The 23,816-nt window shown below is 37.7% G+C and carries 21 protein-coding genes and 3 tRNA genes; 15 read left to right on the top strand and 9 right to left on the bottom strand.

Features of this window, described 5'->3' with window-relative positions; all coding sequences use genetic code 11:
* Positions 1–104: 104 nt before the first annotated feature.
* Positions 105–341 carry a hypothetical protein gene (locus I3217_RS03820; protein WP_435048404.1) on the bottom strand — a complete coding sequence of 79 codons (237 nt, stop codon included), beginning with the start codon at positions 339–341 and terminating at the stop codon, positions 105–107.
* A gap of 220 nt (positions 342–561) precedes the next feature.
* Between I3217_RS03820 and I3217_RS03815 the strand changes: the two genes are divergently transcribed.
* From I3217_RS03815 to I3217_RS03785, 7 genes are all read left to right on the top strand, one after another.
* Entirely contained in the window at positions 562–2,523 is a 1,962-nt protein-coding gene (locus I3217_RS03815) for a peptidylprolyl isomerase (RefSeq protein ID WP_435048403.1), read from the top strand.
* Entirely contained in the window at positions 2,524–3,375 is an 852-nt protein-coding gene (locus I3217_RS03810) for a peptidyl-prolyl cis-trans isomerase (protein WP_435048402.1), read from the top strand. It abuts the gene before it with no gap.
* Positions 3,338–4,783, top strand: a complete 1,446-nt coding sequence (locus I3217_RS03805) for a peptidylprolyl isomerase (protein WP_435048401.1) — start codon at positions 3,338–3,340, stop codon at positions 4,781–4,783. Before I3217_RS03810 ends, I3217_RS03805 begins: the two co-directional genes overlap by 38 nt.
* A 2-nt stretch (positions 4,784–4,785) precedes the next feature.
* Positions 4,786–5,739 (top strand): AAA family ATPase, encoded by a 954-nt coding sequence (locus I3217_RS03800; protein ID WP_435048400.1) that lies wholly within the window; start codon positions 4,786–4,788, stop codon positions 5,737–5,739.
* A 332-nt stretch (positions 5,740–6,071) separates the two neighbouring features.
* Positions 6,072–8,849, top strand: coding sequence for a bifunctional aconitate hydratase 2/2-methylisocitrate dehydratase (locus I3217_RS03795; protein ID WP_435048399.1), 2,778 nt, complete (start codon positions 6,072–6,074; stop codon positions 8,847–8,849).
* A 175-nt stretch (positions 8,850–9,024) separates the two neighbouring features.
* The gene (locus I3217_RS03790; RefSeq protein WP_435048398.1) at positions 9,025–11,292 is read left to right on the top strand and encodes an aconitate hydratase; all 2,268 of its coding nucleotides are present in this window, start codon (positions 9,025–9,027) and stop codon (positions 11,290–11,292) included.
* 104 nt (positions 11,293–11,396) lie between these two features.
* A complete protein-coding gene (locus I3217_RS03785; RefSeq protein WP_435048397.1) occupies positions 11,397–11,960 on the top strand; it encodes a TlpA family protein disulfide reductase in 564 nt (187 codons plus the stop codon).
* Positions 11,961–12,020: 60 nt separating this feature from the next.
* Here the strand turns inward: I3217_RS03785 and I3217_RS03780 are convergent.
* Positions 12,021–12,093 (bottom strand) — tRNA-Lys (locus tag I3217_RS03780).
* Between the two features lie 304 nt (positions 12,094–12,397).
* Here I3217_RS03780 and I3217_RS03775 point away from each other — a divergent pair.
* Entirely contained in the window at positions 12,398–13,417 is a 1,020-nt protein-coding gene (locus tag I3217_RS03775; RefSeq protein WP_435048396.1) for an anion permease, read from the top strand.
* The gene (locus I3217_RS03770) at positions 13,414–14,037 is read left to right on the top strand and encodes a DUF47 domain-containing protein (RefSeq protein WP_435048395.1); all 624 of its coding nucleotides are present in this window, start codon (positions 13,414–13,416) and stop codon (positions 14,035–14,037) included. Before I3217_RS03775 ends, I3217_RS03770 begins: the two co-directional genes overlap by 4 nt.
* Positions 14,038–14,119: 82 nt before the next feature.
* Here I3217_RS03770 and I3217_RS03765 read toward each other — a convergent pair.
* Positions 14,120–14,204 (bottom strand) — tRNA-Leu (locus tag I3217_RS03765).
* Positions 14,205–14,263: 59 nt separating this feature from the next.
* A tRNA-Lys gene (locus I3217_RS03760) sits at positions 14,264–14,336 on the bottom strand.
* Between the two features lie 134 nt (positions 14,337–14,470).
* Here I3217_RS03760 and I3217_RS03755 point away from each other — a divergent pair.
* On the top strand, positions 14,471–14,992 hold the full coding sequence (locus I3217_RS03755) for a shikimate kinase (protein ID WP_435048394.1): 522 nt from the start codon (positions 14,471–14,473) through the stop codon (positions 14,990–14,992).
* Here the strand turns inward: I3217_RS03755 and I3217_RS03750 are convergent.
* On the bottom strand, positions 14,984–15,487 hold the full coding sequence (locus tag I3217_RS03750) for a phosphoribosyltransferase family protein (protein ID WP_435048393.1): 504 nt from the start codon (positions 15,485–15,487) through the stop codon (positions 14,984–14,986). The genes I3217_RS03755 and I3217_RS03750 overlap by 9 nt on opposite strands.
* An 87-nt stretch (positions 15,488–15,574) precedes the next feature.
* On the bottom strand, positions 15,575–15,958 hold the full coding sequence (locus I3217_RS03745) for an RNA-binding S4 domain-containing protein (RefSeq protein ID WP_435048392.1): 384 nt from the start codon (positions 15,956–15,958) through the stop codon (positions 15,575–15,577).
* Positions 15,959–16,041: 83 nt separating this feature from the next.
* Here I3217_RS03745 and I3217_RS03740 point away from each other — a divergent pair, with 83 nt between their 5' ends.
* A complete protein-coding gene (locus I3217_RS03740; RefSeq protein WP_435048391.1) occupies positions 16,042–16,986 on the top strand; it encodes an FKBP-type peptidyl-prolyl cis-trans isomerase in 945 nt (314 codons plus the stop codon).
* 76 nt (positions 16,987–17,062) lie between these two features.
* Here I3217_RS03740 and I3217_RS03735 read toward each other — a convergent pair whose 3' ends face one another.
* From I3217_RS03735 to I3217_RS03725, 3 genes are read right to left on the bottom strand one after another with little or no spacing between them, the layout of a single operon-like run.
* Positions 17,063–17,650 carry an outer membrane beta-barrel protein gene (locus tag I3217_RS03735; RefSeq protein ID WP_435048390.1) on the bottom strand — a complete coding sequence of 196 codons (588 nt, stop codon included), beginning with the start codon at positions 17,648–17,650 and terminating at the stop codon, positions 17,063–17,065.
* A 51-nt stretch (positions 17,651–17,701) separates the two neighbouring features.
* Complete coding sequence (locus I3217_RS03730; protein ID WP_435048389.1) at positions 17,702–18,655, bottom strand: transketolase family protein; 954 nt, start codon at positions 18,653–18,655, stop codon at positions 17,702–17,704.
* Positions 18,656–18,671: 16 nt separating this feature from the next.
* Positions 18,672–19,517 carry a transketolase gene (locus I3217_RS03725; RefSeq protein ID WP_435048388.1) on the bottom strand — a complete coding sequence of 282 codons (846 nt, stop codon included), beginning with the start codon at positions 19,515–19,517 and terminating at the stop codon, positions 18,672–18,674.
* A gap of 175 nt (positions 19,518–19,692) precedes the next feature.
* Here I3217_RS03725 and tgt point away from each other — a divergent pair, with 175 nt between their 5' ends.
* From tgt to I3217_RS03705, 4 genes are all read left to right on the top strand, one after another.
* A complete protein-coding gene (gene tgt, locus I3217_RS03720) occupies positions 19,693–20,823 on the top strand; it encodes a tRNA guanosine(34) transglycosylase Tgt (protein WP_435048387.1) in 1,131 nt (376 codons plus the stop codon).
* Between the two features lie 2 nt (positions 20,824–20,825).
* Entirely contained in the window at positions 20,826–21,902 is a 1,077-nt protein-coding gene (locus tag I3217_RS03715) for an LptF/LptG family permease (RefSeq protein WP_435048386.1), read from the top strand.
* Complete coding sequence (locus I3217_RS03710; RefSeq protein WP_435048385.1) at positions 21,889–22,785, top strand: DMT family transporter; 897 nt, start codon at positions 21,889–21,891, stop codon at positions 22,783–22,785. Before I3217_RS03715 ends, I3217_RS03710 begins: the two co-directional genes overlap by 14 nt.
* A 62-nt stretch (positions 22,786–22,847) precedes the next feature.
* On the top strand, positions 22,848–23,801 hold the full coding sequence (locus I3217_RS03705) for an acetyl-CoA carboxylase carboxyltransferase subunit alpha (protein ID WP_435048384.1): 954 nt from the start codon (positions 22,848–22,850) through the stop codon (positions 23,799–23,801).
* The last annotated feature ends 15 nt before the right edge of the window (positions 23,802–23,816 follow it).

The raw sequence follows: 23,816 nt of genomic DNA, 5'->3' as shown, positions 1-23,816 counted from the left end.
TAAGTCAATTAAATAGCGAGATCAAAAATAAGCCGCAAAGGTAGTTTAAATTCCTATTTACACTTTAGGAATTCATTGTGTATTTTTAATTTTTAACACAATACTCAAGGGGTGTATACCTGTCCGCGATGTGGTTTTAGAGCATCCCGTAAGGGTTTCATTTCATCTTCTTTTACAACTAAAAAGGCAATAGCATGCATGTCGGTAACAGCTGTGCATCCCGTAATCGTTATGTGCAGATGATTCAGGGCGATATATTCCTTTAAATGGATTTCGTGGTGCTCTGCAGTTTTTAAGGCGTTTGGTCCTCTAAAGTCCCAGATGAGTTTTAAGTCGCGCATACTAAATGTTTTTGCAAAAATAAGAAACCCTTGCCCAGCATACTATTAAAACAGGTGATATATGCTGGAAAATGTGTGTTTAAAATCTTAAAATTTTAACAATTTAATCCCGTAATATCTCTCGAAAATGGACATACTAAAGTTATAATTAGGTCGTTTGTTAAAGCAGCTTGTATTATAGCTTTATATTGTTATTTTTGCTCATGTTAAATATTAAATAATGAAATTAAAATCTGTTTTCTTAGCGCTTTTTATGGTGTGTTCGGTAGCCGTTAAAGCGCAGATTTCTTCAGAAGATGTTCTTTTTACAGTAGACCAGACACCGGTTTACGCTTCAGAGTTTTTAAGAGTTTATAATAAGAATTTAGATTTGGTAAAAGACGAATCTCAAAAGAACGTCGATAACTACCTGGAGTTGTTTATTAATTACAAATTAAAAATTCAGGAAGCCAGGGCTTTAGGGCTGGATAATAAACAATCGTATAAGCGCGAGTTAAGCGCCTATAGAAAACAACTGGCTAAAAATTATTTAACAGATACCAAGGTAACCGATGAGCTTATTCAAGAAGCTTATAACAGATTAAAATACGATGTTAAAGCGCGACATATTTTAGTACGTGTTGACGAAAATGCAAGCCCGAAAGATACTTTGGCTGCTTATATTAAAATTGTAAAACTAAGAAAACAATTAATCGACGACGGTTTTGAGTCGGTACAAAAGAATCGTCATGATGGTAAAACCGTTTATGCTGAAAATCTGGGGTGGTTCTCGGCTTTCAGAATGGTATACCCGTTCGAAACCGCTGCATACAATACGACTGTTGGAGATGTGTCCCAGCCTTTTAGAACACAGTTCGGGTATCATGTGGTTCAGACACAGGATAAAAGAGCTTCCCGTGGTGAAGTAACGGTGGCACACATTATGGTGGCAAATGTTAAACCTGGTGATTCTTTATATAATCCGGAATCGCGAATTAATGATATTTATAAAAAACTGAATCAGGGAGAAGATTTCGAAATGCTGGCAAAACAGTTTTCTGATGATAAAAATACAGCCATTCGTGGTGGGCGCCTGGATCCGTTTAGCGGCGGACAGATTTCATCCGAGGAATTCGAAAACCAGGCTTTTGGGATATCAGAAATAGGAAGCTATTCCAAACCTTTTCAAACTAATTTTGGCTGGCATGTTGTTAAACTTTTAGATAAAAAACCGTTGCCTTTATTTTACGATTATAAACCAGAACTGGAAGATCGTGTTAAACAGGATAGTCGCTCTAAACTCATAGACGAGTCCAGATATCAAAATCTGGTTAAAAGGTATCATGTAGATGAAACTTTTGATGCTTTACCTTACTTTGCAGGACTTTTAAATAAATCGTATTACGAAAATACCTGGGAATTGCCGGCTTCATTTAAAGGAGATGCGACCTTGGTAAAGATTGATAGCAAGGTGTTAACTTATGGTGATTTTGGTGCATACCTGAAATTACATCAACAGCGTTTTAATTCCGATAAAGTAAAATACAAAGCTATAGTAGCTAAACAGTACAAGACGTTTTTAGAAACGGAGGTCTTAAACTATCAGGAAGAGAATTTAGAGCACGAGAGCGTGGATTTTGCAAATATTATGAGTGAATACCGAGACGGCCTTTTACTGTTTGATTTGATGGAAACACAAATCTGGAATGTAGCAAATACAGATACGACTGCGATTAAAAAGTATTACGAAGCTAACAAAAACAAATACGTGTGGAAAAAGCGTATAGATGCCATAGTAGCGTCATCGGCAGATAAAAAGGATATTAAAACTGTTTCCAAACTTTTAAAAAAGAACGTACCTTTAGAAGAGATAAAAAATCTGGTAAATGTTAATGACGAAGTGCATGTTATTTTTACCAGTGGTATTATGGAAGTAAATCATCCGGGGCTGCCAGAGCATTTTGAATTTAAAAAAGGACGCTCCAAGATTTACGATTATAACGAAGGCTATATTGTAGCCGAAGTAAAACAAGTGCTTCCGGAATCTCCCAAATCTTTCGAAGAAGCCAAAGGTAATGTCATTAGCGATTTTCAAACTGAAAAAGAAGATCAGTGGATTCAGGATTTACATGCTAAATACACTGTAAGCGTCAATCAGAGTGTATTAACGCAGGTGAGAAACGAAATTAATAACAATCAGTAATTGAAAGGGAGATTTTTAGTAGTACTTGTAGGCTTATGTTGTGTGTCCTGTACTTTCTTTAAAAGTGAAGACACCAGAATTCCGGTGGCCCGGGTAGGAGAGGTCTATTTATATCAGGAAGATTTAAAAGATATTATCACAGCCGGAACCAGCGAGGAAGATAGTGCCTTACTGGTCGATAACTATATTAACAGCTGGGCAACACAGCAATTATTAATTGCCGGAGCCAAACGTAATCTTAACGAATCAAAACTGGCAGATTTTCAAAAACTGGTAGATCAGTATAAAGGCGATTTGTATGCTAAGGCCTATCTCGAAGCCCTGGTAACCCGAAGTATCGATACCGCAGTAAGTAAAGAAGAAGCCGAATCGTATTATAATGCCAATATTGAAGCGTTTAAATTAAATGAAGATTTAATCAAATTCAGATATATTAATCTGGATGATAAACGTATGGACTACAAAGACATTCAGAAGCAATTTGAACGTTTTAATACAGAAGACAAACGGGAATTGGATTCTATTTCCATTCAGTTTAAATCCTATGCCTTAAACGATTCCATATGGATTAAAGTAAGTCAGGTTATTAGTAAGATTTCTGTGGTCTCTGCCGAAAATAAAGATCAATTGTTAAAAAAATCTAATTTTATACAACTCAAAGATTCATTAGGAGTATATTTGATGCATATTAATGATGTTTTGTTGCGTGGTAGTACTGCTCCGCTGGAATATGTTAAACCAACCATAGATCAAATCGTAATTAATAAAAGAAAATTAGAACTCATCCGAGATTTAGAAAAAGATATTACAAAAGATGCAATTAAGAACAAAGAATTTGAAATCTATAATTAACCTTAAACACGCGCTGGTATTAGGCCTTTTATTTAGTTTAACTTCAGTAATGGCCCAGGAAGTTATTCCCGATGAAATTAAAGAAGAAGTTGTAAAGGATTCCGTAACTCCGGGTGAATTAAAAAAAGTAGATGGTGTAGCTGCGGTAGTTGGAGAGTACATAATTTTAGATTCAGATGTAGATAAAACCTTTTTGCAGTTACAGGCTCAGGGAATCAACATTGCCGATTTTACACGTTGTGAGTTGTTTGGAAAATTGCTGGAAGATAAATTATATGCACATCACGCCGTTCAGGACAGTATCGTTGTGTCTGAAATAGAAATCCGTTCGTATGTCGATCAGCAGATTCAGGCCTTTTTAGAACAAACTAATGGTTCTATGGACGAATTATTAAAGATTTACAATAAAGACGACGAAAAGAGTTTCAGAGACGAAATGTACGAAATTAACAAGAGTCAGAAACTTGCAACTGAAATGCAGAATAAGATTATTGAAGAGGTTGAGGTGACTCCTGAAGAGGTTCGCGAATACTTTAACGCTATTCCAGAAAATGAAAGGCCAACTTTTGGAACCGAACTTAAAGTGGCTCAGATTGTAGTGGAACCAAAAATTACAGAAGAAGAAAAAACGAAAGTAATAAACCGATTAAAGGAAATTAAGGCAGACGTTCTGGAGCACGGTGCCAGTTTCCGTTCTAAAGTCGTTTTATATACAGACGATAAAGCATCGGTTAGAAATGGTGGTTTATATACCTTAAACCGCAAGCAACCAAGAATGGTTAAAGAGTTTAGAGAAGTGGCGTTTTCGTTACAGGAAGGTGAAATTTCAGAACCTTTCGAAACTGAATACGGTTATCACATTATCTATCTTGAAAAAATCAGAGGACAGGAGTACGACGTGCGTCATATTTTATTAATTCCGCAGGTGACTAATGAAGAGATTAAAATAGCCAAAGAAAAACTGGAGGGCGTAAGACAACATATTGTAGATGGCGATATTACTTTTGCCGAAGCAGCGAAGGAATCGAGTGATGAAAAAGAAACCAAATATGACGGTGGTCAGCTTATTAATCCGGCGACTCAGGATTATAACTTTGAACTAACTAAAATGGATCCTGAATTATATGGTCAAATTCAAAACCTTAAAGATAACGAGGTAAGTTTAGTATTGACAGATCAGGAGCGTAACGGTAAAATTAAGTTTAAGATTTTAACAGTTACCGGCCGTGTTGATGAACACGAAGCTAATTATGCTCAGGATTATTTAAAAATTAAAGAACTGGCGTTACACGAAAAGCAGTTAAAGGCGATAGAAAAATGGCAAGAGGAAAAAATAATGGATACTTATATAAAAATAAGTAAAGATTATAAAGATTGTGAGTTTTCTAGTAACTGGTTAAAAAAATAAGTATGTCAGACGTTGCCGCAGTAGAACAGTTTGTAAAAAAATATAAGACCCTAAAATCTGAAGTAGCCAAAGTTATTATTGGTCAGGATGAGGTTGTCGAGCAAATTTTAATTTCAATCTTTTCCGGCGGTCACGCCTTATTAATCGGGGTGCCGGGTTTGGCAAAAACCTTAATGGTAAATACCATTTCTAAAGCACTGGGACTTGAGTTTAAACGTATTCAGTTCACACCCGATTTAATGCCTAGTGATATTTTAGGAAGTGAAATATTAGATGAAACTAGGCATTTTAAATTTATAAAAGGTCCTGTTTTTTCCAATATCATTCTGGCGGATGAAATAAACAGAACGCCGCCTAAAACTCAGGCAGCTCTGTTGGAAGCTATGCAGGAACGCGCAGTAACGGTAGCCGGACAACATTATAAATTACAACAGCCTTATTTTGTTCTGGCAACTCAAAACCCGATAGAGCAGGAGGGAACTTATCCTTTACCGGAAGCTCAGCTGGACCGTTTTATGTTTGCTATTCATTTGGATTATCCGACATTCCAGGAAGAAGTAGATGTAGTAAAAGCTACAACTTCCGACCGTCAGGCTGAAGTAAATGCGCTTTTTACGGCAGAAGAAATTATTGGCTTCCAACACCTTATTCGTAGAATACCGGTTGCCGATAATGTCGTGGAATACGCTGTGAGATTAGTGGGTAAAACAAGACCAAATGCATCCGAAGCTGCTACTTTAGTGAAGCAATACATCGATTGGGGGGCAGGACCTCGCGCTTCACAAAATTTAATTCTGGCCGCTAAAACCCATGCTGTGCTTAAAGGTAAATTCTCTCCAGATATGGAAGATGTTCAGGCCGTGGCTACGGGAATTTTGAGACACAGAATCATTAAAAATTACAAAGCTGAAGCTGAAGGTATTTCTATAGAAGAAATTATTAAAAGCTTATTTTAGAATCATTCTAATTAATTTTTATTGAGAATCTTTCAATCTACGTGTCTCTATCTGTTAATTTATTGATGGTTTAGTAAAATCAGGAATTTTAATTTATTAAATTCTTTAAAAACTTAAATTTTCTTAAATATAAGTTATTAATACCTGCGTATCATTGAACATTTTTTAATTACTTTTTTAATTCGTATTTTGCGTCGCTTTTAAAATAACTTTAATTTAAAAAAACGTATTACAGAAGTTTAAAAATGACAAAGAAAGTCCGTTTTCAGTGCGCTGAATATACAGATACTATGTTTGTGTGATAAACGTGTAATAGCGATAAGACTTCAATTATGAAAATTTACAACGATTACATTAAGGAAATCGAAGAAAGAAAAGCTCAGGGACTTCATCCTAAACCTATCGATGGTGCTGAGCTGTTAAGTGAAATTATTGAGCTTATTAAAGCTACAGATAACGAAAACAGAGCAGATGCTCTAAACTTTTTTATTTATAATACATTACCTGGTACTACGAGTGCAGCAGGGGTAAAGGCAGAATTTTTAAAAGATATTATTCTGGGAGAAGCTATAGTAGCAGAAATTTCTCCGGCTTTTGCTTTTGAGCAATTGTCTCACATGAAAGGTGGACCATCTATTAAAGTGTTATTAGATTTAGCGCTTGGAGATGATGAAGCTATAGCGCAAGAAGCTGCTAAAGTATTAAAAACACAAGTATTCCTATATGAAGCCGATACAGAGCGTTTAGAAAATGCTTTTAAAGCAGGGAATGCTATTGCTAAGGAAATTATAGAGAGCTATGCCCAAGCAGAATTCTTTACAAAGCTTCCTGAAGTACAGGAAGAAATTCAGGTAGTTACTTTTATTGCTGGGGTAGGTGATATTTCAACTGACTTATTATCTCCTGGAGCCGATGCGCATTCACGTTCAGACCGTGAATTACATGGCCAGTCTATTTTTGAGCATAATAAAGATATGCAACAGGAATTAGCTGAGCTAAAAGCGCAACACCCAGATAAGCGTGTTATGCTTATTGCTGAAAAAGGAACTATGGGAGTTGGATCTTCAAGAATGTCAGGAGTAAATAATGTTGCTTTATGGACAGGGATTGAATCAAGTCCATATGTACCATTTATCAATATTGCTCCGGTAATTGCCGGGACTAACGGAATTTCCCCTATTTTCTTAACTACAGTTGGTGTAACCGGTGGTATCGGTATCGATCTTAAAAACTGGGTAAAGCAAAAAGATGCTGAAGGAAATACAGTGGTAGATGCAAATGGTGATGCTGTTTTAGAACAAGCTTATTCAGTAGAAACCGGAACTGTATTAACAATCAATACAAAAACTAAGAAATTATATAATGGTGATCAGGAGTTAATTGATATCAGTGCTTCTTTAACACCACAAAAAATGGAGTTTATCAAAGCCGGTGGTTCTTATGCTGTTGTATTTGGTAAAAAATTACAAACGTTTGCTGCGAAGGTTTTAGATATCGAAATCCCTCAGGTGTACGCAACTTCAAAAGAAATCTCTATTGAAGGACAAGGTTTAACAGCAGTTGAGAAAATCTTTAACAAAAATGCCGTTGGAACTACACCAGGCAAAACATTACACGCTGGTTCTGATGTTCGTGTTGAAGTAAACATTGTAGGATCTCAGGATACTACTGGATTAATGACGTCTCAGGAATTGGAAGCTATGGCGGCAACTACCATTTCTCCAATTGTTGATGGAGCTTACCAATCTGGATGTCACACGGCTTCTGTATGGGATGATAAGTCTAAAGCGAACATTCCTAAGTTGATGAAGTTTATGAATGACTTCGGATTAATTACCGGGCGTGATCCTAAAGGTGAATACCACGCGATGACCGATGTAATTCACAAAGTATTAAACGATATTACAGTAAGTGACTGGGACATTATTATTGGTGGAGATTCGCACACACGTATGTCTAAAGGAGTTGCTTTTGGTGCCGATTCTGGTACTGTTGCATTGGCTTTGGCAACAGGTGAGGCGACTATGCCAATACCACAATCTGTAAAAGTAACCTTCAAAGGAAACATGAGAAGCTTCATGGATTTCCGTGATGTAGTACACGCTACGCAACAACAAATGTTGAAGCAATTCGATGGTGAAAATGTATTCCAGGGTCGTGTAATTGAAGTACACATTGGAACACTGACATCAGATCAGGCCTTTACATTTACTGACTGGACAGCAGAAATGAAAGCGAAAGCTTCTATCTGTATTTCAGAAGATGAGACTTTAATTGAATCTTTAGAAATTGCCAGAGATCGTATCCAAATCATGATTGAAAAAGGTATGGATAACGAAGGAAAAGTGCTTCAAGGTTTAGTTGATAAGGCAAATGAAAGAATTCAGGAGGTTAAAACAGGTATCAAACCAGCATTAAGACCTGATGCCAATGCAAAATATTATGCTGAAGTAGTTATCGATTTAGATGAAATTGCTGAGCCAATGATTGCAGATCCTGATGTAAATAACGATGACGTTTCTAAACGTTATACACACGATACCATCCGTCCGTTGTCATACTACGGAGGAACTAAAAAAGTTGACTTAGGATTTGTAGGATCTTGTATGGTTCATAAAGGAGATATGAAGATTTTAGCACAAATGCTAAAGAATATCGAAGCGCAACAAGGTAAAGTAGAATTCCAGGCACCTTTAGTAGTAGCGCCTCCCACATACAATATTGTTGATGAGTTAAAAGCTGAAGGAGATTGGGAAGTCTTACAAAAATACTCAGGATTTGAGTTTGATGATAGTGCACCAAAAGGTTTAGCACGTACCAAGTACGAAAACATGTTGTATCTAGAGCGTCCTGGTTGTAACCTGTGTATGGGGAACCAGGAGAAAGCAGAACCGGGAGATACGGTTATGGCTACATCTACACGTTTATTCCAGGGAAGAGTGGTAAAAGATTCAGGAGAGAAGAAAGGGGAATCTTTATTGTCTTCAACTCCGGTAGTAGTATTATCTACTATTTTGGGTAGAACGCCAACCATGGAAGAATACGAAACTGCTGTAGACGGTATTGTATTAACTAAGTTTAAACCATCGCAAAAGCAATTGGTGCTTTAATTGGAACATTCTTATTGTAATTTATATAGAAGTCCGGGTTTTATACCCGGACTTTTTTTATGTCAATATTTTAGGTTTTCTTTAGGAAAAGCAGGTATGCTAATGTTTTTCAGTCGGATACTTATTTTGTATCTTGTAGACACTAAAAAAAAATAAATAAACAATACGAGAATTTATGGCATTTGATATTGATATGATACAGAAGGTTTACAGTCAAATCGCAGACCGTGTGGATAAGGCACGTGAGATTGAAGGTAAACCATTAACATTATCCGAAAAGATTTTATATTCCCATCTTTGGGATGGTACACCCACCAAACCTTTTGTTAGAGGCAAGGATTATGTAGACTTTGCACCCGATAGAATTGCGTGTCAGGATGCAACGGCGCAAATGGCTTTATTGCAGTTTATGCAGGCCGGGAAAGATAAGGTTGCTGTACCTACTACGGTACATTGCGATCACTTAATTCAGGCTAAAGACGGCGCGTCTAAAGATTTAAAACACGCAAACGATGTAAGTAGCGAAGTGTTTAATTTTTTAGAGTCGGTATCTAATAAATATGGAATCGGATTCTGGAAACCGGGAGCTGGTATTATTCATCAGGTTGTTCTTGAAAATTATGCATTTCCAGGTGGAATGATGATTGGTACCGATTCGCATACGGTTAATGCCGGAGGATTGGGGATGGTAGCCATTGGAGTAGGAGGTGCCGATGCTGTAGATGTTATGGCTGGTATGGCCTGGGAATTAAAATTCCCAAAACTTATAGGGGTGAAGTTAACCGGGAAATTATCGGGATGGACAGCGCCTAAAGATGTTATTTTAAAAGTAGCGGAGATTCTGACTGTAAAAGGAGGAACCGGTGCTATAGTTGAATATTTCGGACCTGGAGCAACGTCTATGTCCTGCACGGGAAAAGGAACCATTTGTAATATGGGAGCTGAAATTGGTGCGACCACGTCTACGTTTGGTTACGATGAATCGATGGAACGTTACCTGCGAGCAACCGAAAGAGCTGATGTGGCAGATGCCGCCAACGCAGTAAAATCATATTTAACCGCCGATCCGGAAGTGTATGTAAATCCTGAGAATTATTTTGATCAGGTGATCGAGATTAATTTATCCGAGTTGTCTCCGCTATTAAACGGACCATTTACGCCTGATTTATCAACACCGGCAGGTTCTGAGATGACAGAAAAAGCCAAGGCAAACGACTGGCCAATAAAAGTGGAATGGGGATTAATAGGTTCGTGTACAAACTCGTCTTACGAAGATTTATCCCGCGCCTCTTCCATAGCGCAACAGGCTTTGGATAAAGGTTTGGTTACGAAAGCTGATTTTGGTATAAATCCGGGATCTGAACAAGTACGATATACGGCAGAGCGTGACGGTATCCTTTCTATTTTCGAAAAACTGGACGCTAAAATATTTACTAATGCCTGTGGGCCGTGTATCGGGCAATGGGCGAGATATAGCGACCCTAAAAATGCTCCAAAAAACAGTATTATTCATTCGTTCAACAGAAACTTTGCGAAGCGTGCTGACGGAAACCCGAATACCCATGCCTTTGTGGCGTCTCCGGAAATGGTGGCAGCTATCGCTATAGCAGGTCGTCTTGATTTTAACCCGATGACAGATAAGCTAATTAACGAAAATGGAGATGAAGTGATGTTCGACGAACCAACAGGATGGGAATTGCCTCCTAAAGGATTCGAAGTGAAGGAAAACGGGTATCTGGCTCCAAAAGCTGATGGTAGTGATGTAGAAGTTGTGGTGTCTCCGGATTCCGAACGTTTGCAGTTACTAACGCCATTTGAACCTATTGGAGATAACGTTACAGGAGCAAAACTTTTAATTAAAGCTTTTGGTAAATGTACTACAGACCATATTTCTATGGCTGGTCCGTGGTTGCGTTTTCGTGGGCACTTAGATAATATTTCCAATAACTGTTTAATTGGTGCCGTAAATGCCTATAATCAGAAAACGAATTTCGTTAAAAATCAATTGACAGGGGATTATGGTGGAGTACCGGATACAGCTCGCGCTTATAAGGCTGCGGGAGTAAAATCTATAGTCGTTGGCGATCATAATTACGGAGAAGGGTCGTCTCGTGAACATGCTGCCATGGAGCCGCGTCATTTGGGAGTAGCAGCAGTTATTGTTAAGTCATTTGCACGGATTCATGAAACAAACCTTAAAAAACAAGGGATGCTGGGACTAACTTTCGCGAATGAAAATGATTATGATTTAATTCAGGAGGATGATACCTTTAACTTTTTAGATTTGGATGGGTTTGCTCCGGATAAGCAATTAACTTTAGAAGCTGTTCATGCTGATGGAAGTAAAGACCTTATTAAACTAAACCACTCTTATAACGATGCCCAAATTGAATGGTATAAAGAAGGCTCTGCCTTAAATTTAATTAAAAAACAAAATGCCTAAATAAATATCAGGTATTATACTATTAAAGCTCTTAAGTGACCTGAGTTACGTTAAGAGCTTTTTTTTGTGTTTATCTTGCTATCCAAAATAAAGGGAATACACAGATGAAATTAACAAAATCGCAACGCAGCAACTTATGGTTTTTGGCTGTTTTAATTATTTTAATCGTACCTCAGACGCGTAAACCTATTCAGGTGTTTTTACAGAAGGGACTGGCTAAGTTTAGTCCGTCGGTTATAGCCGAAGCCAAACAGGAACAGCTCAGAGACTACAATTGGAAACTGGTTGATTTAAGTGGTCAGGCTTATGATTTTAGCCAGTCGAAGGGTCATGTGGTACTTGTAAATTTTTGGGCCACCTGGTGTCCGCCCTGTATTGCAGAAATGGATGGTTTGGTCGCTTTGCATGACGCCTATAAGGAGCAAGTAGACTTTTTATTTATTTCAAACGAACCACCGGAGACTGTGCAATCATTTTTAAAACAAAAAGGCTATAAACTACAAGTGTATCGGTCTGCAACAGCGGTACCAGAGCTACTAGAGACTTCGAGTATCCCCAGAACACTAGTGATAGATAAAACAGGTCGTGTGGTAATAGATAAAACGGGAGCATCTAACTGGAACAGTAATCTTGTGCATGCTACACTGGAAGACTTACTGAAAAATTGATTAATATTTAGATTTAGGGTATAAAAAAAGTTAAGCAAAATGCTTAACTTTTTTTTCTTGTGACCGGGCTGGGGCTCGAACCCAGGACCCTCTCCTTAAAAGGGAGATGCTCTACCAACTGAGCTACCAGGTCATTGCAATTGTTTCCGTATTGCGGGTGCAAATATATGACCTTTATTTAGAAAAACAATGCTTTTTTTAATAAAAAAAATAAACGATTTAATTTCAGGTATTTACAGGTGAAATAAATTATTTGATAAGGCCTGCGTAGACTAAATAAAAGCAAAATGGGTGTATGTTAGCCCTGTTTTTTACCTGGAAAGATTAATATCTATGGGCTTTGCGTCTCGGGATTTAAAACTTCTGAATTTTCAGTTCGGAAAGTCTTTTTAAAATTGTTACCTTCAGTAAGACTTTAAATTATGTGAGGCCACATTATGCTCTTTTTAGGAATAGGATTGGTTATTTTTTATGATTTCACAAACGGTTTTCACGATGCCGCAGATATGGTTGCAACTGCCATAGCCTCCAGAACCATGTCTCCTGCAAGAGCTATTTTTATTGTTTGTGTATTTACGTTTATGGGCCCTTTATTAGGCGGATTAGCAGTAGCAAATACTATAGGTGAATTTATTTCCATTGAAGGAGTATCTCGTGAACTGGCTCAAAGTGTAATTTTGGCCGCTATGCTTGCAGCAATTTGTTACAATCTCATCACCTGGAAATTTGGCTTACCCAGTTCGTCTTCTAATTCATTAACCAGTGGTTTAATTGGAGCTGCTATTTTTGCTTTAGGCAGTCATGCTGTTAACTGGGGATTTTCAGCCCTATTACAGGGACAGCTGGAGGGATTTACTAAAATACTTATAGGACTGGCTTTTTCCCCTCTTGCTGGTTTTTTTATAGGTTTCCTTATCATGAAAGGACTATTACATGGACTAAGACGTTTTTCGGAAAAAGTAAAACCTGCATTAGTCTTAACTCAATATCTTACGGTGAGCTGGCTGGCATTCAGTCATGGTACCAATGATAGTCAAAAAGGGATGGGGATTATAGGCATGCTTCTGTTGGCTAATAATATGTACTCCGAGTTTACTGTGCCTTTCTGGGTAATTGTATTATGCGCCAGTTCCATTACACTGGGGACTTTATTTGGTGGTTGGAGTATTATTAAAACGGTTGGTTTTGGAATTTACAGGGTAAAATTAATTCATTCCATAGCAGATCAGGTAGGGGCTGCCATTGTAATATTAGGATCCTCTTTAATAGGAGCTCCTACATCTACCACACAGGTAGTAACTACTTCTTTAATGGGAGTTGGAGCGGCAGAACGACCAAAACATGTGCGGTGGACTGTTGCGGCTTCTATACTAAAAGGTTGGTTGTTTAATATCCCTGTGTCATTTCTTCTGGGATTCATCTATTGTTTTATAATTATGAAAATTCTTAAATTATGATTCGTAAATTAAAGTCCTGGATTCTGCCAAAGGAAATAGATTTTTTTAAATCTTTAAGAGAGCAAAGTCTTCAGACACTGTTTATAGTGGAAGCGCTTTCAGATTTTTATTCTGATGATTCTAATCAGGATGCGACACATATTCTCGATTTAATAACAGACTTAAAGCATAATCACGCAAAGGGCTTAAAAGATTTGTACGGAACATTTATAACGCCTGTAGATCGGGAATCCATAAGTAGGGGGTATTCTCATTTGTATTGGGTAGCCTTAAGTATTAAACATTTAATTACAGAACTGGAAGCTTATAAAATGTATCAGCTAAGCGAATATCAGGAAGTGTTTGGTATATTGAGACAGGAAATGTCTGGACTCACCGAAGGATTTAATTTACTAAGCAAAAAGGATTATGATACAGCACTAAAAACGGTGGGCGATATTATTCATCTGGATAATGAATTAATTCAAAGCTATGCTGTTCATTTGTCTGAACTTTTTAGCAAAAGTGAAATGAAGCACATATTAATGCATAGGGAAATTCTATCTCAAATTAAGGAGATTAGCAAACGTATTCACATTTGTGCCAATCTTATCGAAGATATGGTGTTTAAAATTAATTAAAATTATATTTTATCACGATGCAAAACACAAAATTCTCATGGAGTTCACCGGTGGTAAAGTAGACTTAGTAGCTGTTTTAAAGTGCGCACGAGAAGACTCGAACTTCCACGATCTAAGCGATCATTAGGCCCTCAACCTAACGCGTCTACCAATTCCGCCACGTGCGCTTTTTTAAGAAGGCTAAAAAATAAAAAAAAGTTAAGCGAAATGCTTAACTTTTTTCTTGTGACCGGGCTGGGGCTCGAACCCAGGACCCTCTCCTTAAAAGGGAGATGCTCTACCAACTGAGCTACCAGGTCATTGCAATTGTTTCCGTATTGCGGGTGCAAATATAGTACCTTTCTTTAGAATTACAAGCGTGTTTTTGAATTTTTTTTTGTTTTTTTGCTCTGCTCTTTTGTAGGGGTTTCATTATCAATTTAAAACAGTTTTTATGACGATTATTTTATTAGGTTATATGGGGTCGGGGAAGTCCACTTTAGGTCGGAAATTAGCAGAAAGCCTTAATATTCCCTTTATCGATTTGGACGATTATATTGAAGAGAAGGAAGGACTATCCATATCGGAACTGTTTGCCCAAAAAGGAGAAATTTATTTTAGAAAAAAGGAACACGAGCATTTAAAGGCGATTCTGGAAAACCAGTCGGATGTGGTTTTGGCTCTTGGTGGCGGCACCCCGTGTTATGCCAATAATATGGAACTTATTAAAACCTATCCTAAAACAAAGTCGGTTTATTTTAAAGCTTCTATTGGAGAACTGGTAAAGCGATTAAAACATGAACGAGCCAAACGCCCTATATTAAGCCGATTTGAATCTGAAGATGATTTAACCGAGTTTATAGGAAAACATTTGTTTGAACGTGTACCGTTTTACAGTCAGGCAGACGTCACGCTGGAAGTAAGTAATACCACAGAGCTGGCAATTTTAGATGCCCTTATGCAGGCTTTAGCCTAGATAAGCTTCAAAGGTCTCGCCATCCAGATTTACATTAACATGTTCATTTAACGACGTGGATAAAGAAATGCCTTTAAAATCGGCTTTTACCGGGTATTTTTTATGGTTTCTATTGACTAATACAGCCGTTTTAAATTGTTTTAGTGGTACATCTAAAAAGAATTTTACACCGTAAATTAAAGTTGTTCCCGAGCTTAGTACATCGTCTATTAACACTATGGATTTGTCTTTGTAATCTTCTACTTTTAAAGACGTATTTATAGGCGTTCTTGGATTTTTTTTATCTATGGTAACTTTGCATAATACCGGAGTAATCGGAGAAATTTCACTTAACGCGTCTTTTAGTTTCTCGGCAAGAATATATCCGTTGTTCGCTATTCCGGCCAAAATGACTTCTTTTTCGTAGACATTGGTTTCATAAATCTGATAGGCGATTCGCTTAATCTTATGATTGATTTCCTCGTGATTTAAAATAATATGTTTTGACGTTGTCATAGATGTTTTCAATATTTAATCAAAGATAAAAAACAGTTGCTTTATCTTGTTACTCTTTTTTAATTTATCTGTAAGAGGTCTGTGGTTTTAAGATTCGGTATCGTCGTGTTCCTCTCTATAGTCTTCAATATCACGACGATCTTTTTTCGTTGGGCGTCCGGTACCTTTTTTACGGTAGTGGTCTTTAGCAAATTTAAGGAGTTCCTGAGCTTCGAAGGCCGATTTTGGGGTGGTATCTACCCGGTAAATGTCTACCAGTTTTGCGCCTACACGATTGGGTGGCAGGTCGTTAATTTTTAAACTGTAATTTATCTGGTCTTTTCGTACTTCTATAGTATCCTGAGGATAAACTTCGCGACTCGGTTTTACCGTGGCGCCATTAACTTTTATATGTCCTTTTTTACATGCTGTGGTTGCTAAACTTCGGGTTTTAAAATACCTTACACACCATAAATACTTGTCTATTCGCATTGTTTTCTTATGAAAATCATCCGTTCAGTTTATGTGCAAAATTCTTTTTTATATCGTATCTTGCGCCCCAAAAATAAGCAATAATGAAATTAAGAACCGTTACTTTAACTATTTTATTACTGGGTGCTGTACTTTCTTGTAAAAAGGACGACGATAAAGATGTGGTAGAAGTAGAAGTGAGAGACAGAGCCGAAGTTTACGAAGAAAACATCGCAGAACTTGAGGCCTATCTGGATACCCATTTTTACAATTACGAGGAATTCGACTTCGAGAATCCGTATAGTGAAGCTAACGATAATTTTCAGATTGTTATTGATACCATTGCTGGAGAAAACAGCGATAAAATTCCGTTAATTGACCGTAGTGAGTTGAAATTAAAGTTGGTTAATAGCGATTCAGATACAGATGAAATCGAATATAAATTATACTATTTAGAGTTGAGAAAAGGTCTGGGCGATTCTATACACCCAACCGACAGAGCACATATACAATATAAAGGGATGCTGATAGATAATACCGTGTTCGATAGTGCAATTACTCCTGTAGGGCTAAGTATGTCTACTATTGGTAGCGATTATGGTGTGGTAAAAGGGTTTAAAGAAGGGACTATAGAATTCAGAACTTCTGTAGGGAATTCTGAGAATGGAGATGGTACAGTGACTTACCATAATCACGGTATCGGAGCCTTATTTATTCCGTCAGGTTTAGGGTATTTCTCTACAACGCAAACCAAGATTCCTGCCTATTCTAATTTAATTTTCTTAATTCACACTCCGGGAGTTACATTTTTAGATCACGATGGCGATTTAGTGCCGAGTTATATGGAAGATTTAAATGGTAACGGCGATATTTATGATGATGATACCGATGGTGATGAAATTCCGGATGCGCTTGATATAGACGATGATGGAGACGGGGTATTAACACCGTACGAAGATATAGATGGCGATGGCGATCCGACTAACGATATTGGTAAAAATGGAATACCAAAATATCTTGATGCCGAAGAAACAGAATCGAATGAGTAGTGCAATTGAAACGTATTAAAAAAGGCCGATAGCTATTAAACTATCGGCCTTTTTTTTGTTTTATATTTATATTTAACTACAGAATTATAGACGCACTTAAAATAAGCTGGCTTGGTCGGGCGTCTATGGTAGCGCCTAAATCCAGATTGTTTTTATCGATAAAGTCGGCTTCGTTTTTGCTGAATCCGCGTTCGTACCTTAAATCGATACCAAATTTATTCAGACTGAATCCAATACCGAAATTGAATCCTAAAGAAATGTCTTTATCAAAATCATCGACTTTAGTACCGTCGTAGTCCGAAGTTAGAATATATTGAAAGGACGGTCCGGCAAAGACATTGATCGGGCCAATAACGCGAATACCAACAAGGGCAGGCAGGTCTAATTTCTGAAGTTTAAATGTGTCACCGTCGTAATCACTATTGGTGTTCGTGTAAACCAGCTCGGGTTTAAAAAACAGACGGTCACCAAACTTAGCAAAAACACCCAGATGGAATCCAATATGTCCGTCCGGGTGTTTTACTGTATTTGAGATGGATTCAAAATAATCTCCGTTGGAGTTATAGTTTAATCCGCCTTTAATTCCAAAACCTGAATGTGATTGGGCCGAAACCACGCTTATGGTGGCTACCCAGAAACAGGCCATAAAAAATAATTTTTTCATACGTTTCGTTCTTATGATTGTTGTTTTCATAAGAACGAAAGTAGTCTAATATTATTTTCTTTTTATTACTTTTTCACTTGCTTTTACAATAGCTTCAGCGTTTAATCCGTACTTGTCCATTAACTGGGCAGGCGTTCCAGATTCACCAAAAGTGTCTTGTGTAGCTACAAATTCCTGAGGAGTAGGACGGTGCGTTGCTAATTCTCTGGCAACACTTTCTCCTAAACCACCAAGGTAGTTGTGCTCTTCAGCAGTTACGATACATCCTGTTTTTGCAACAGAATCTAAAATCGCTTTAGTATCTAAAGGTTTAATGGTGTGAATATTGATTACTTCTGCAGTAATTCCTTTTTCGTATAAGGCTTTAGAGGCTTCTAAAGCTTCCCAAACTAAATGTCCGGTAGCTACAATAGTTACATCTGTTCCTTCAGTTAACTGAATAGCTTTACCGATTTCGAATTTCTGATCTGCAGGTGTAAAGATTGGCACAGATGGACGACCGAAACGTAAGTAAACAGGACCGTGGTGCTCTGCAATAGCAATAGTAGCGGCTTTAGTCTGGTTGTAGTCACAAGGGTTAATTACTGTCATCCCTGGTAACATTTTCATCATCCCGATATCTTCAAGAATCTGGTGAGTCGCACCATCTTCACCTAAAGTTAAACCAGCGTGAGAAGCACAGATTTTTACGTTTTTATCAGAATATGCAATAGACTGACGAATCTGATCGTAAACACGACCTGTAGAAAAGTTTGCGAAAGTTCCTGTGAATGGAATTTTACCACCAATTGTTAATCCGGCAGCGATACCCATCATGTTAGCTTCTGCAATACCAATCTGGAAAAAACGCTCTGGGTTTTCTTTAATAAAATCACCCATTTTTAACGATGGTGTTAAGTCGGCACATAAGGCAACCACATTAGGATTAGTACGTCCTAACTCTGTTAAACCATCTCCAAATCCGCTTCGTGTATCTTTTTTCTCTGTATATGTGTATGTTTTCATCTTTGTGTTGTTGCTATTAATAATCTCCTAAAGTTTCTGGGTTTTGTGCTAAACCGTTTGCTAATTGCTCGTCGTTAGGAGCTTTTCCATGCCATTCGTGAGTGTGCATCATAAAATCTACACCATGACCCATAATGGTTTTTAAAAGGACACAAACAGGTTTTCCTTTACCAGTTTTACTTTTAGCTTCTGTCATACCTGCAATAATAGCTTCAAGATCGTTTCCTTTTTCAATTTCAACAACATCCCAGCCAAACGCTTCAAATTTAGCTCTTATACTACCCATTGGTAATACTTCGTCTGTAGCACCGTCAATTTGTTGTCCGTTTAAATCTACTGTAGAAATTAAGTTATCTACTTTTTTAGCCGATGCATACATAATAGCCTCCCAGTTCTGACCTTCCTGTAATTCACCGTCTCCGTGTAAGGTATATACTAATTTATCGTCTCCGTTTAATTTTTTAGCCTGAGCAGCACCTAAAGCCACAGACATCCCTTGTCCTAAAGATCCAGAGGCAATACGTACGCCTGGCAAACCTTCGTGAGTGGTTGGATGTCCTTGTAATCTTGAATCGATTAATCGGAAAGTTCCTAATTCTTCAACCGGAAAATATCCTGCGTGTGCCAATACACTGTAAAATACAGGAGAAATGTGCCCGTTTGATAAGAAGAATAAGTCTTCGTTAAGACCATCCATATCAAAACCTTCTTTTCTGTCCATGATTTCATTGTAAAGTGCTACCAGAAATTCTGCGCAGCCTAAAGAACCTCCTGGGTGTCCAGAATTTACTTTGTGTACCATACGTAGAATATCTCTACGAACCTGAGTCGTTAAATCTTGTAATTCTTGTGTGTTAGCCATGTTTATTATAACTTGATTTTTAAAGGTATAAAATTAAGGCTTTATAGCCGGTTCTCAAATTAATATTTGCCTAAATTAAGCAAACGTTATAGTAGTAGCGTTTACATATTTTTCAGAATAAGCAATCGTTATAAATAGGAGTTATTTATCTTTGCCACCTGATGATTTTTAGCGTATGAAATTTGAATTAAAAGCCCAAGACCCGCAAAGTAATGCCCGAGCTGGTAAAATTACTACCGATCACGGTGTTATAGAAACCCCGATATTTATGCCTGTAGGAACTGTAGGTTCTGTTAAAGGTGTGCACCAGCGCGAATTAAAAAATGATATTAATCCTGATATTATTCTGGGGAACACCTACCATTTATATTTACGTCCGCAAACCAAAATACTGGAGCAGGCCGGAGGCTTACATAAGTTTATAAACTGGGATAGAAATATCCTGACCGATTCCGGAGGATATCAGGTGTATTCACTGTCTTCCAATCGAAAAATTAAGGAAGAAGGCGTAAAGTTTAAATCGCATATCGACGGAAGTTATCACGTGTTTACGCCAGAGAATGTAATGGAAATTCAACGTAGTATCGGTGCCGATATTATTATGGCGTTTGATGAGTGTACACCGTATCCTTGCGATTATAATTATGCCAAGCGTTCCATGCATATGACGCATCGCTGGCTGGAGCGTTGTTTAACGCATTTAAAGAAAACACCATTTACTTACGATTACAGTCAGGCCTTTTTTCCAATTGTTCAGGGAAGTACTTATAAAGACTTGCGTCAGCAATCAGCCGAGTATATCGCCGGTGTAGGTGCCGAAGGGAATGCCATTGGTGGCTTGTCGGTAGGAGAGCCTGCAGAAGAAATGTACGCCATGACTGAAATTGTTACTGATATTTTACCGGAAGATAAACCACGCTATTTAATGGGAGTGGGTACACCTATTAATATTCTGGAAAATATTGCCTTAGGAGTCGATATGTTCGACTGTGTTATGCCAACTCGAAATGCCAGAAACGGGATGTTGTTTACGGCTCATGGTACTATAAACATTAAAAACAAAAAGTGGGAAGCCGATTTCTCTCCAATAGACGAGATGGGGATTACCTATGTTGATACCGAATATTCTAAAGCTTATTTAAGACACTTGTTTACTGTAAACGAACTGCTTGGAAAACAAATTGCCACTATACATAATCTTGGATTCTATTTGTGGTTGGTTCGTGAAGCAAGAAAACATATTTTAGCAGGAGATTTCAGAACCTGGAAAGATATGATGGTTAAACAAATGGATAAGCGTTTATAGTCTTGAAGATATTAGACTGGTACATATTAAAACGGTATTTGCTAACATTTTTAATGATGTTACTGCTGTTTATACCCATAGGTATTACCGTTAATTTAGCAGAAAAAATTGGTAAAATTCTGGAAAAGGAAGTGCCGTTTCCAGAGGTGGCCATGTTCTATCTGGACTTTACCATTTATTTTGCACACTTATTATTTCCGTTATTTTTATTTCTCTCAGTCATCTGGTTTACGTCCAAATTGGCCAATAATACAGAGGTAATCGCCTTTTTAAGTTCGGGAGTGTCATTCTCCAGATTTTTAAGACCTTATATGATAGGTGCAACCATCGTTGCCGGAGTGGCCTTACTCTTAGGGATGTATTTGGCTCCCGAAGCCAGTAAAGGGTTTAACGATTTCGACTATAAATACTTTAAAAACAACAAAAAAGCACAGGAAACCGGAACGGTATATCGCCAGATTAACGATCACGATTTTATATATGTAAGCAGTTTTGATGCCAAGAATAAAATGGGGCAGAACTTTACACTGGAACATATTGTTGATAACAAGCTGGAATATAAAATGAGTGCGCGTAATATCAGGTATGTAGAGCAGGATTCAACCTACAGGATGATTGATTACGTGAAGCGCAGTGTAGGGAAAGACGATGATATTATAGAATCCAGCAGGAGAAAAGACACGATTTTTAGTTTTGATCTGGAAGATTTAACGCCGCTGGAATATATCGCAGAGACCTTAACCTATGGAGATCTTAATAAATTTATAGAGAAGGAAAAGCTACGCGGATCGTCTAATATCGGGCGTTACGAACTGGTAAAATACCGCAAATGGAGTTTGCCGGTGTCGGTGTATATTTTAACCATTATCGCCGTGGCGGTTTCGTCTATGAAACGTCGTGGTGGTATGGGGGTGAATCTGGCATTTGGAATTTGTATTGTAATGGTATTTGTGTTTTTCGATAAAATATTCGGAGTAATGGCCGAGCAATCAGATTTTTCACCTTTGGTAGCCGTATGGTTTCCAAATGTTATTTTCGGAATTTTAGCTGCTTATATGTTGCACAATGCCAAACGCTAAACTCAATAATTATTTACACCTGCATCTGCTGGTGTTTATAGCAGGTTTTACAGCAATTTTAGGAGAATTAATTACCATAGAAGCCATTCCGCTGGTGTGGTATCGCATGCTTATGGCTATGGTTATTATGTATGGTTATATGCGCATTAAGCGCATACAAACTAAAATCCCTGCAAAAACTATTGCTGGTTTGTCTCTGGCAGGAATTATTATAGCATTGCACTGGATCACCTTTTTCGGAGCTATTAAAGTGTCTAATATTTCCATCACGCTGGCTATGTTTTCTTCAGGTGCTTTTTTTGCATCGCTTATAGAACCTTTAATTTATAAACGCCCCATAATCTGGTACGAAATTGGTTTTGGCATACTGGTAATATTCGGTGTGTTTTTAATTACGCGAAGTGGATTACATTATTTAGAAGGCATCGTGTTGGGTATTATTTCTGCATTCTTATCTGCTTTATTTGCTGTGCTTAACGGCAGGTTTGTAAAACAGTACCGTCCTTCTGTAATTTCGTTATATGAGTTTATTAGTGGAGTCTTTTTTATCACTTTGTATATTGCTGTTTTCGGGAAAGGTTTTAATGCAGATTTCTTTTCGGTTACAGCGTCCGATTTGTGGTATCTGTTCCTTTTGGCTTCAGTGTGTACGGCCTATGCTTTTATAGGCTCTGTAAAAGTAATGCAGTATATCAGTCCGTATACTGTTGTGCTTACCTATAATCTGGAGCCGGTATATGGCATAGTTTTAGCCCTGATTTTATTTCCGGAAACCGAAAAAATGTCTTCCAGTTTTTATCTGGGAGCAGCCATAATTTTAGCAGCCGTTTTATTAAATGGTGTACTAAAAAACTGGAAAGCTTTAAAAAGTAAAGCCTCTTAGCGGGATTACACGGTTAAAGTTTTTATATTTGTAGGCTAACAAAAAAACAATCCGTAATTGGTATGGAGTATTTAGATTTTGAACTTCCTATTAAAGAGCTTGAAGAGCAATTAGATAAATGCCAGATTATAGGCAAAGAGAGTGATGTTGATGTTTCTGAAACCTGTAAGCAGATCGAGAAAAAGCTTATGGAAACTAAATTAGACATTTATAAAAACTTAACGCCATGGCAGCGTGTACAAATGTCTCGTCATCCAAACAGACCGTATACTTTAGATTATATAAAAGCACTTTGTGGTGATTCTTTTTTAGAATTACACGGCGATCGTAATGTAAAAGACGATAAAGCCATGATTGGTGGTTTAGGTAAAATAGGCGACCAGAGTTTTATGTTTATCGGACAGCAAAAAGGATATAATACTAAAACCAGACAGCTTAGAAATTTCGGGATGTCTAATCCTGAAGGGTATCGTAAAGCGCTGCGCTTAATGAAATCTGCAGAGAAGTTCGGTATTCCTGTAGTAACCCTTGTCGATACTCCTGGTGCTTATCCGGGGCTTGAAGCGGAAGAACGCGGGCAAGGAGAGGCTATTGCAAGAAATATTCTGGAAATGACACGTTTAAAAGTGCCGATTATTACTGTTATTATTGGTGAAGGTGCTTCCGGTGGTGCTTTAGGTATTGGCGTTGGTGACCGCGTATTAATGTTGGAAAACACCTGGTATTCGGTGATTTCTCCAGAGTCTTGTTCATCAATCTTATGGCGTAGCTGGGAATATAAAGAACAGGCGGCTGAAGCGTTAAAATTAACAGCAGCCGATATGAAAAAACAAAAACTGGTAGATGAAATCGTGAAGGAACCTGTAGGGGGCGCACACAGCGATCGTACAGCTACTTTTGAAACGGTTAAAGATGCCATTTTAAAAGCTTTTGGTGAACTGAATAAGTTATCAGCAAAAGATCTTGTTAATAAACGTATGGATAAATACGCTCAAATGGGGGTGTTTAAAGACTAAGCCTTTTAAAAACAG

The sequence above is a fragment of the Formosa sp. S-31 genome (assembly GCF_051172795.1).
Lineage (GTDB): Bacteria > Bacteroidota > Bacteroidia > Flavobacteriales > Flavobacteriaceae > Formosa.
Note: the sequence above shows the minus strand (reverse complement) of the source record. Positions and strands in the feature narration are given on the sequence as shown.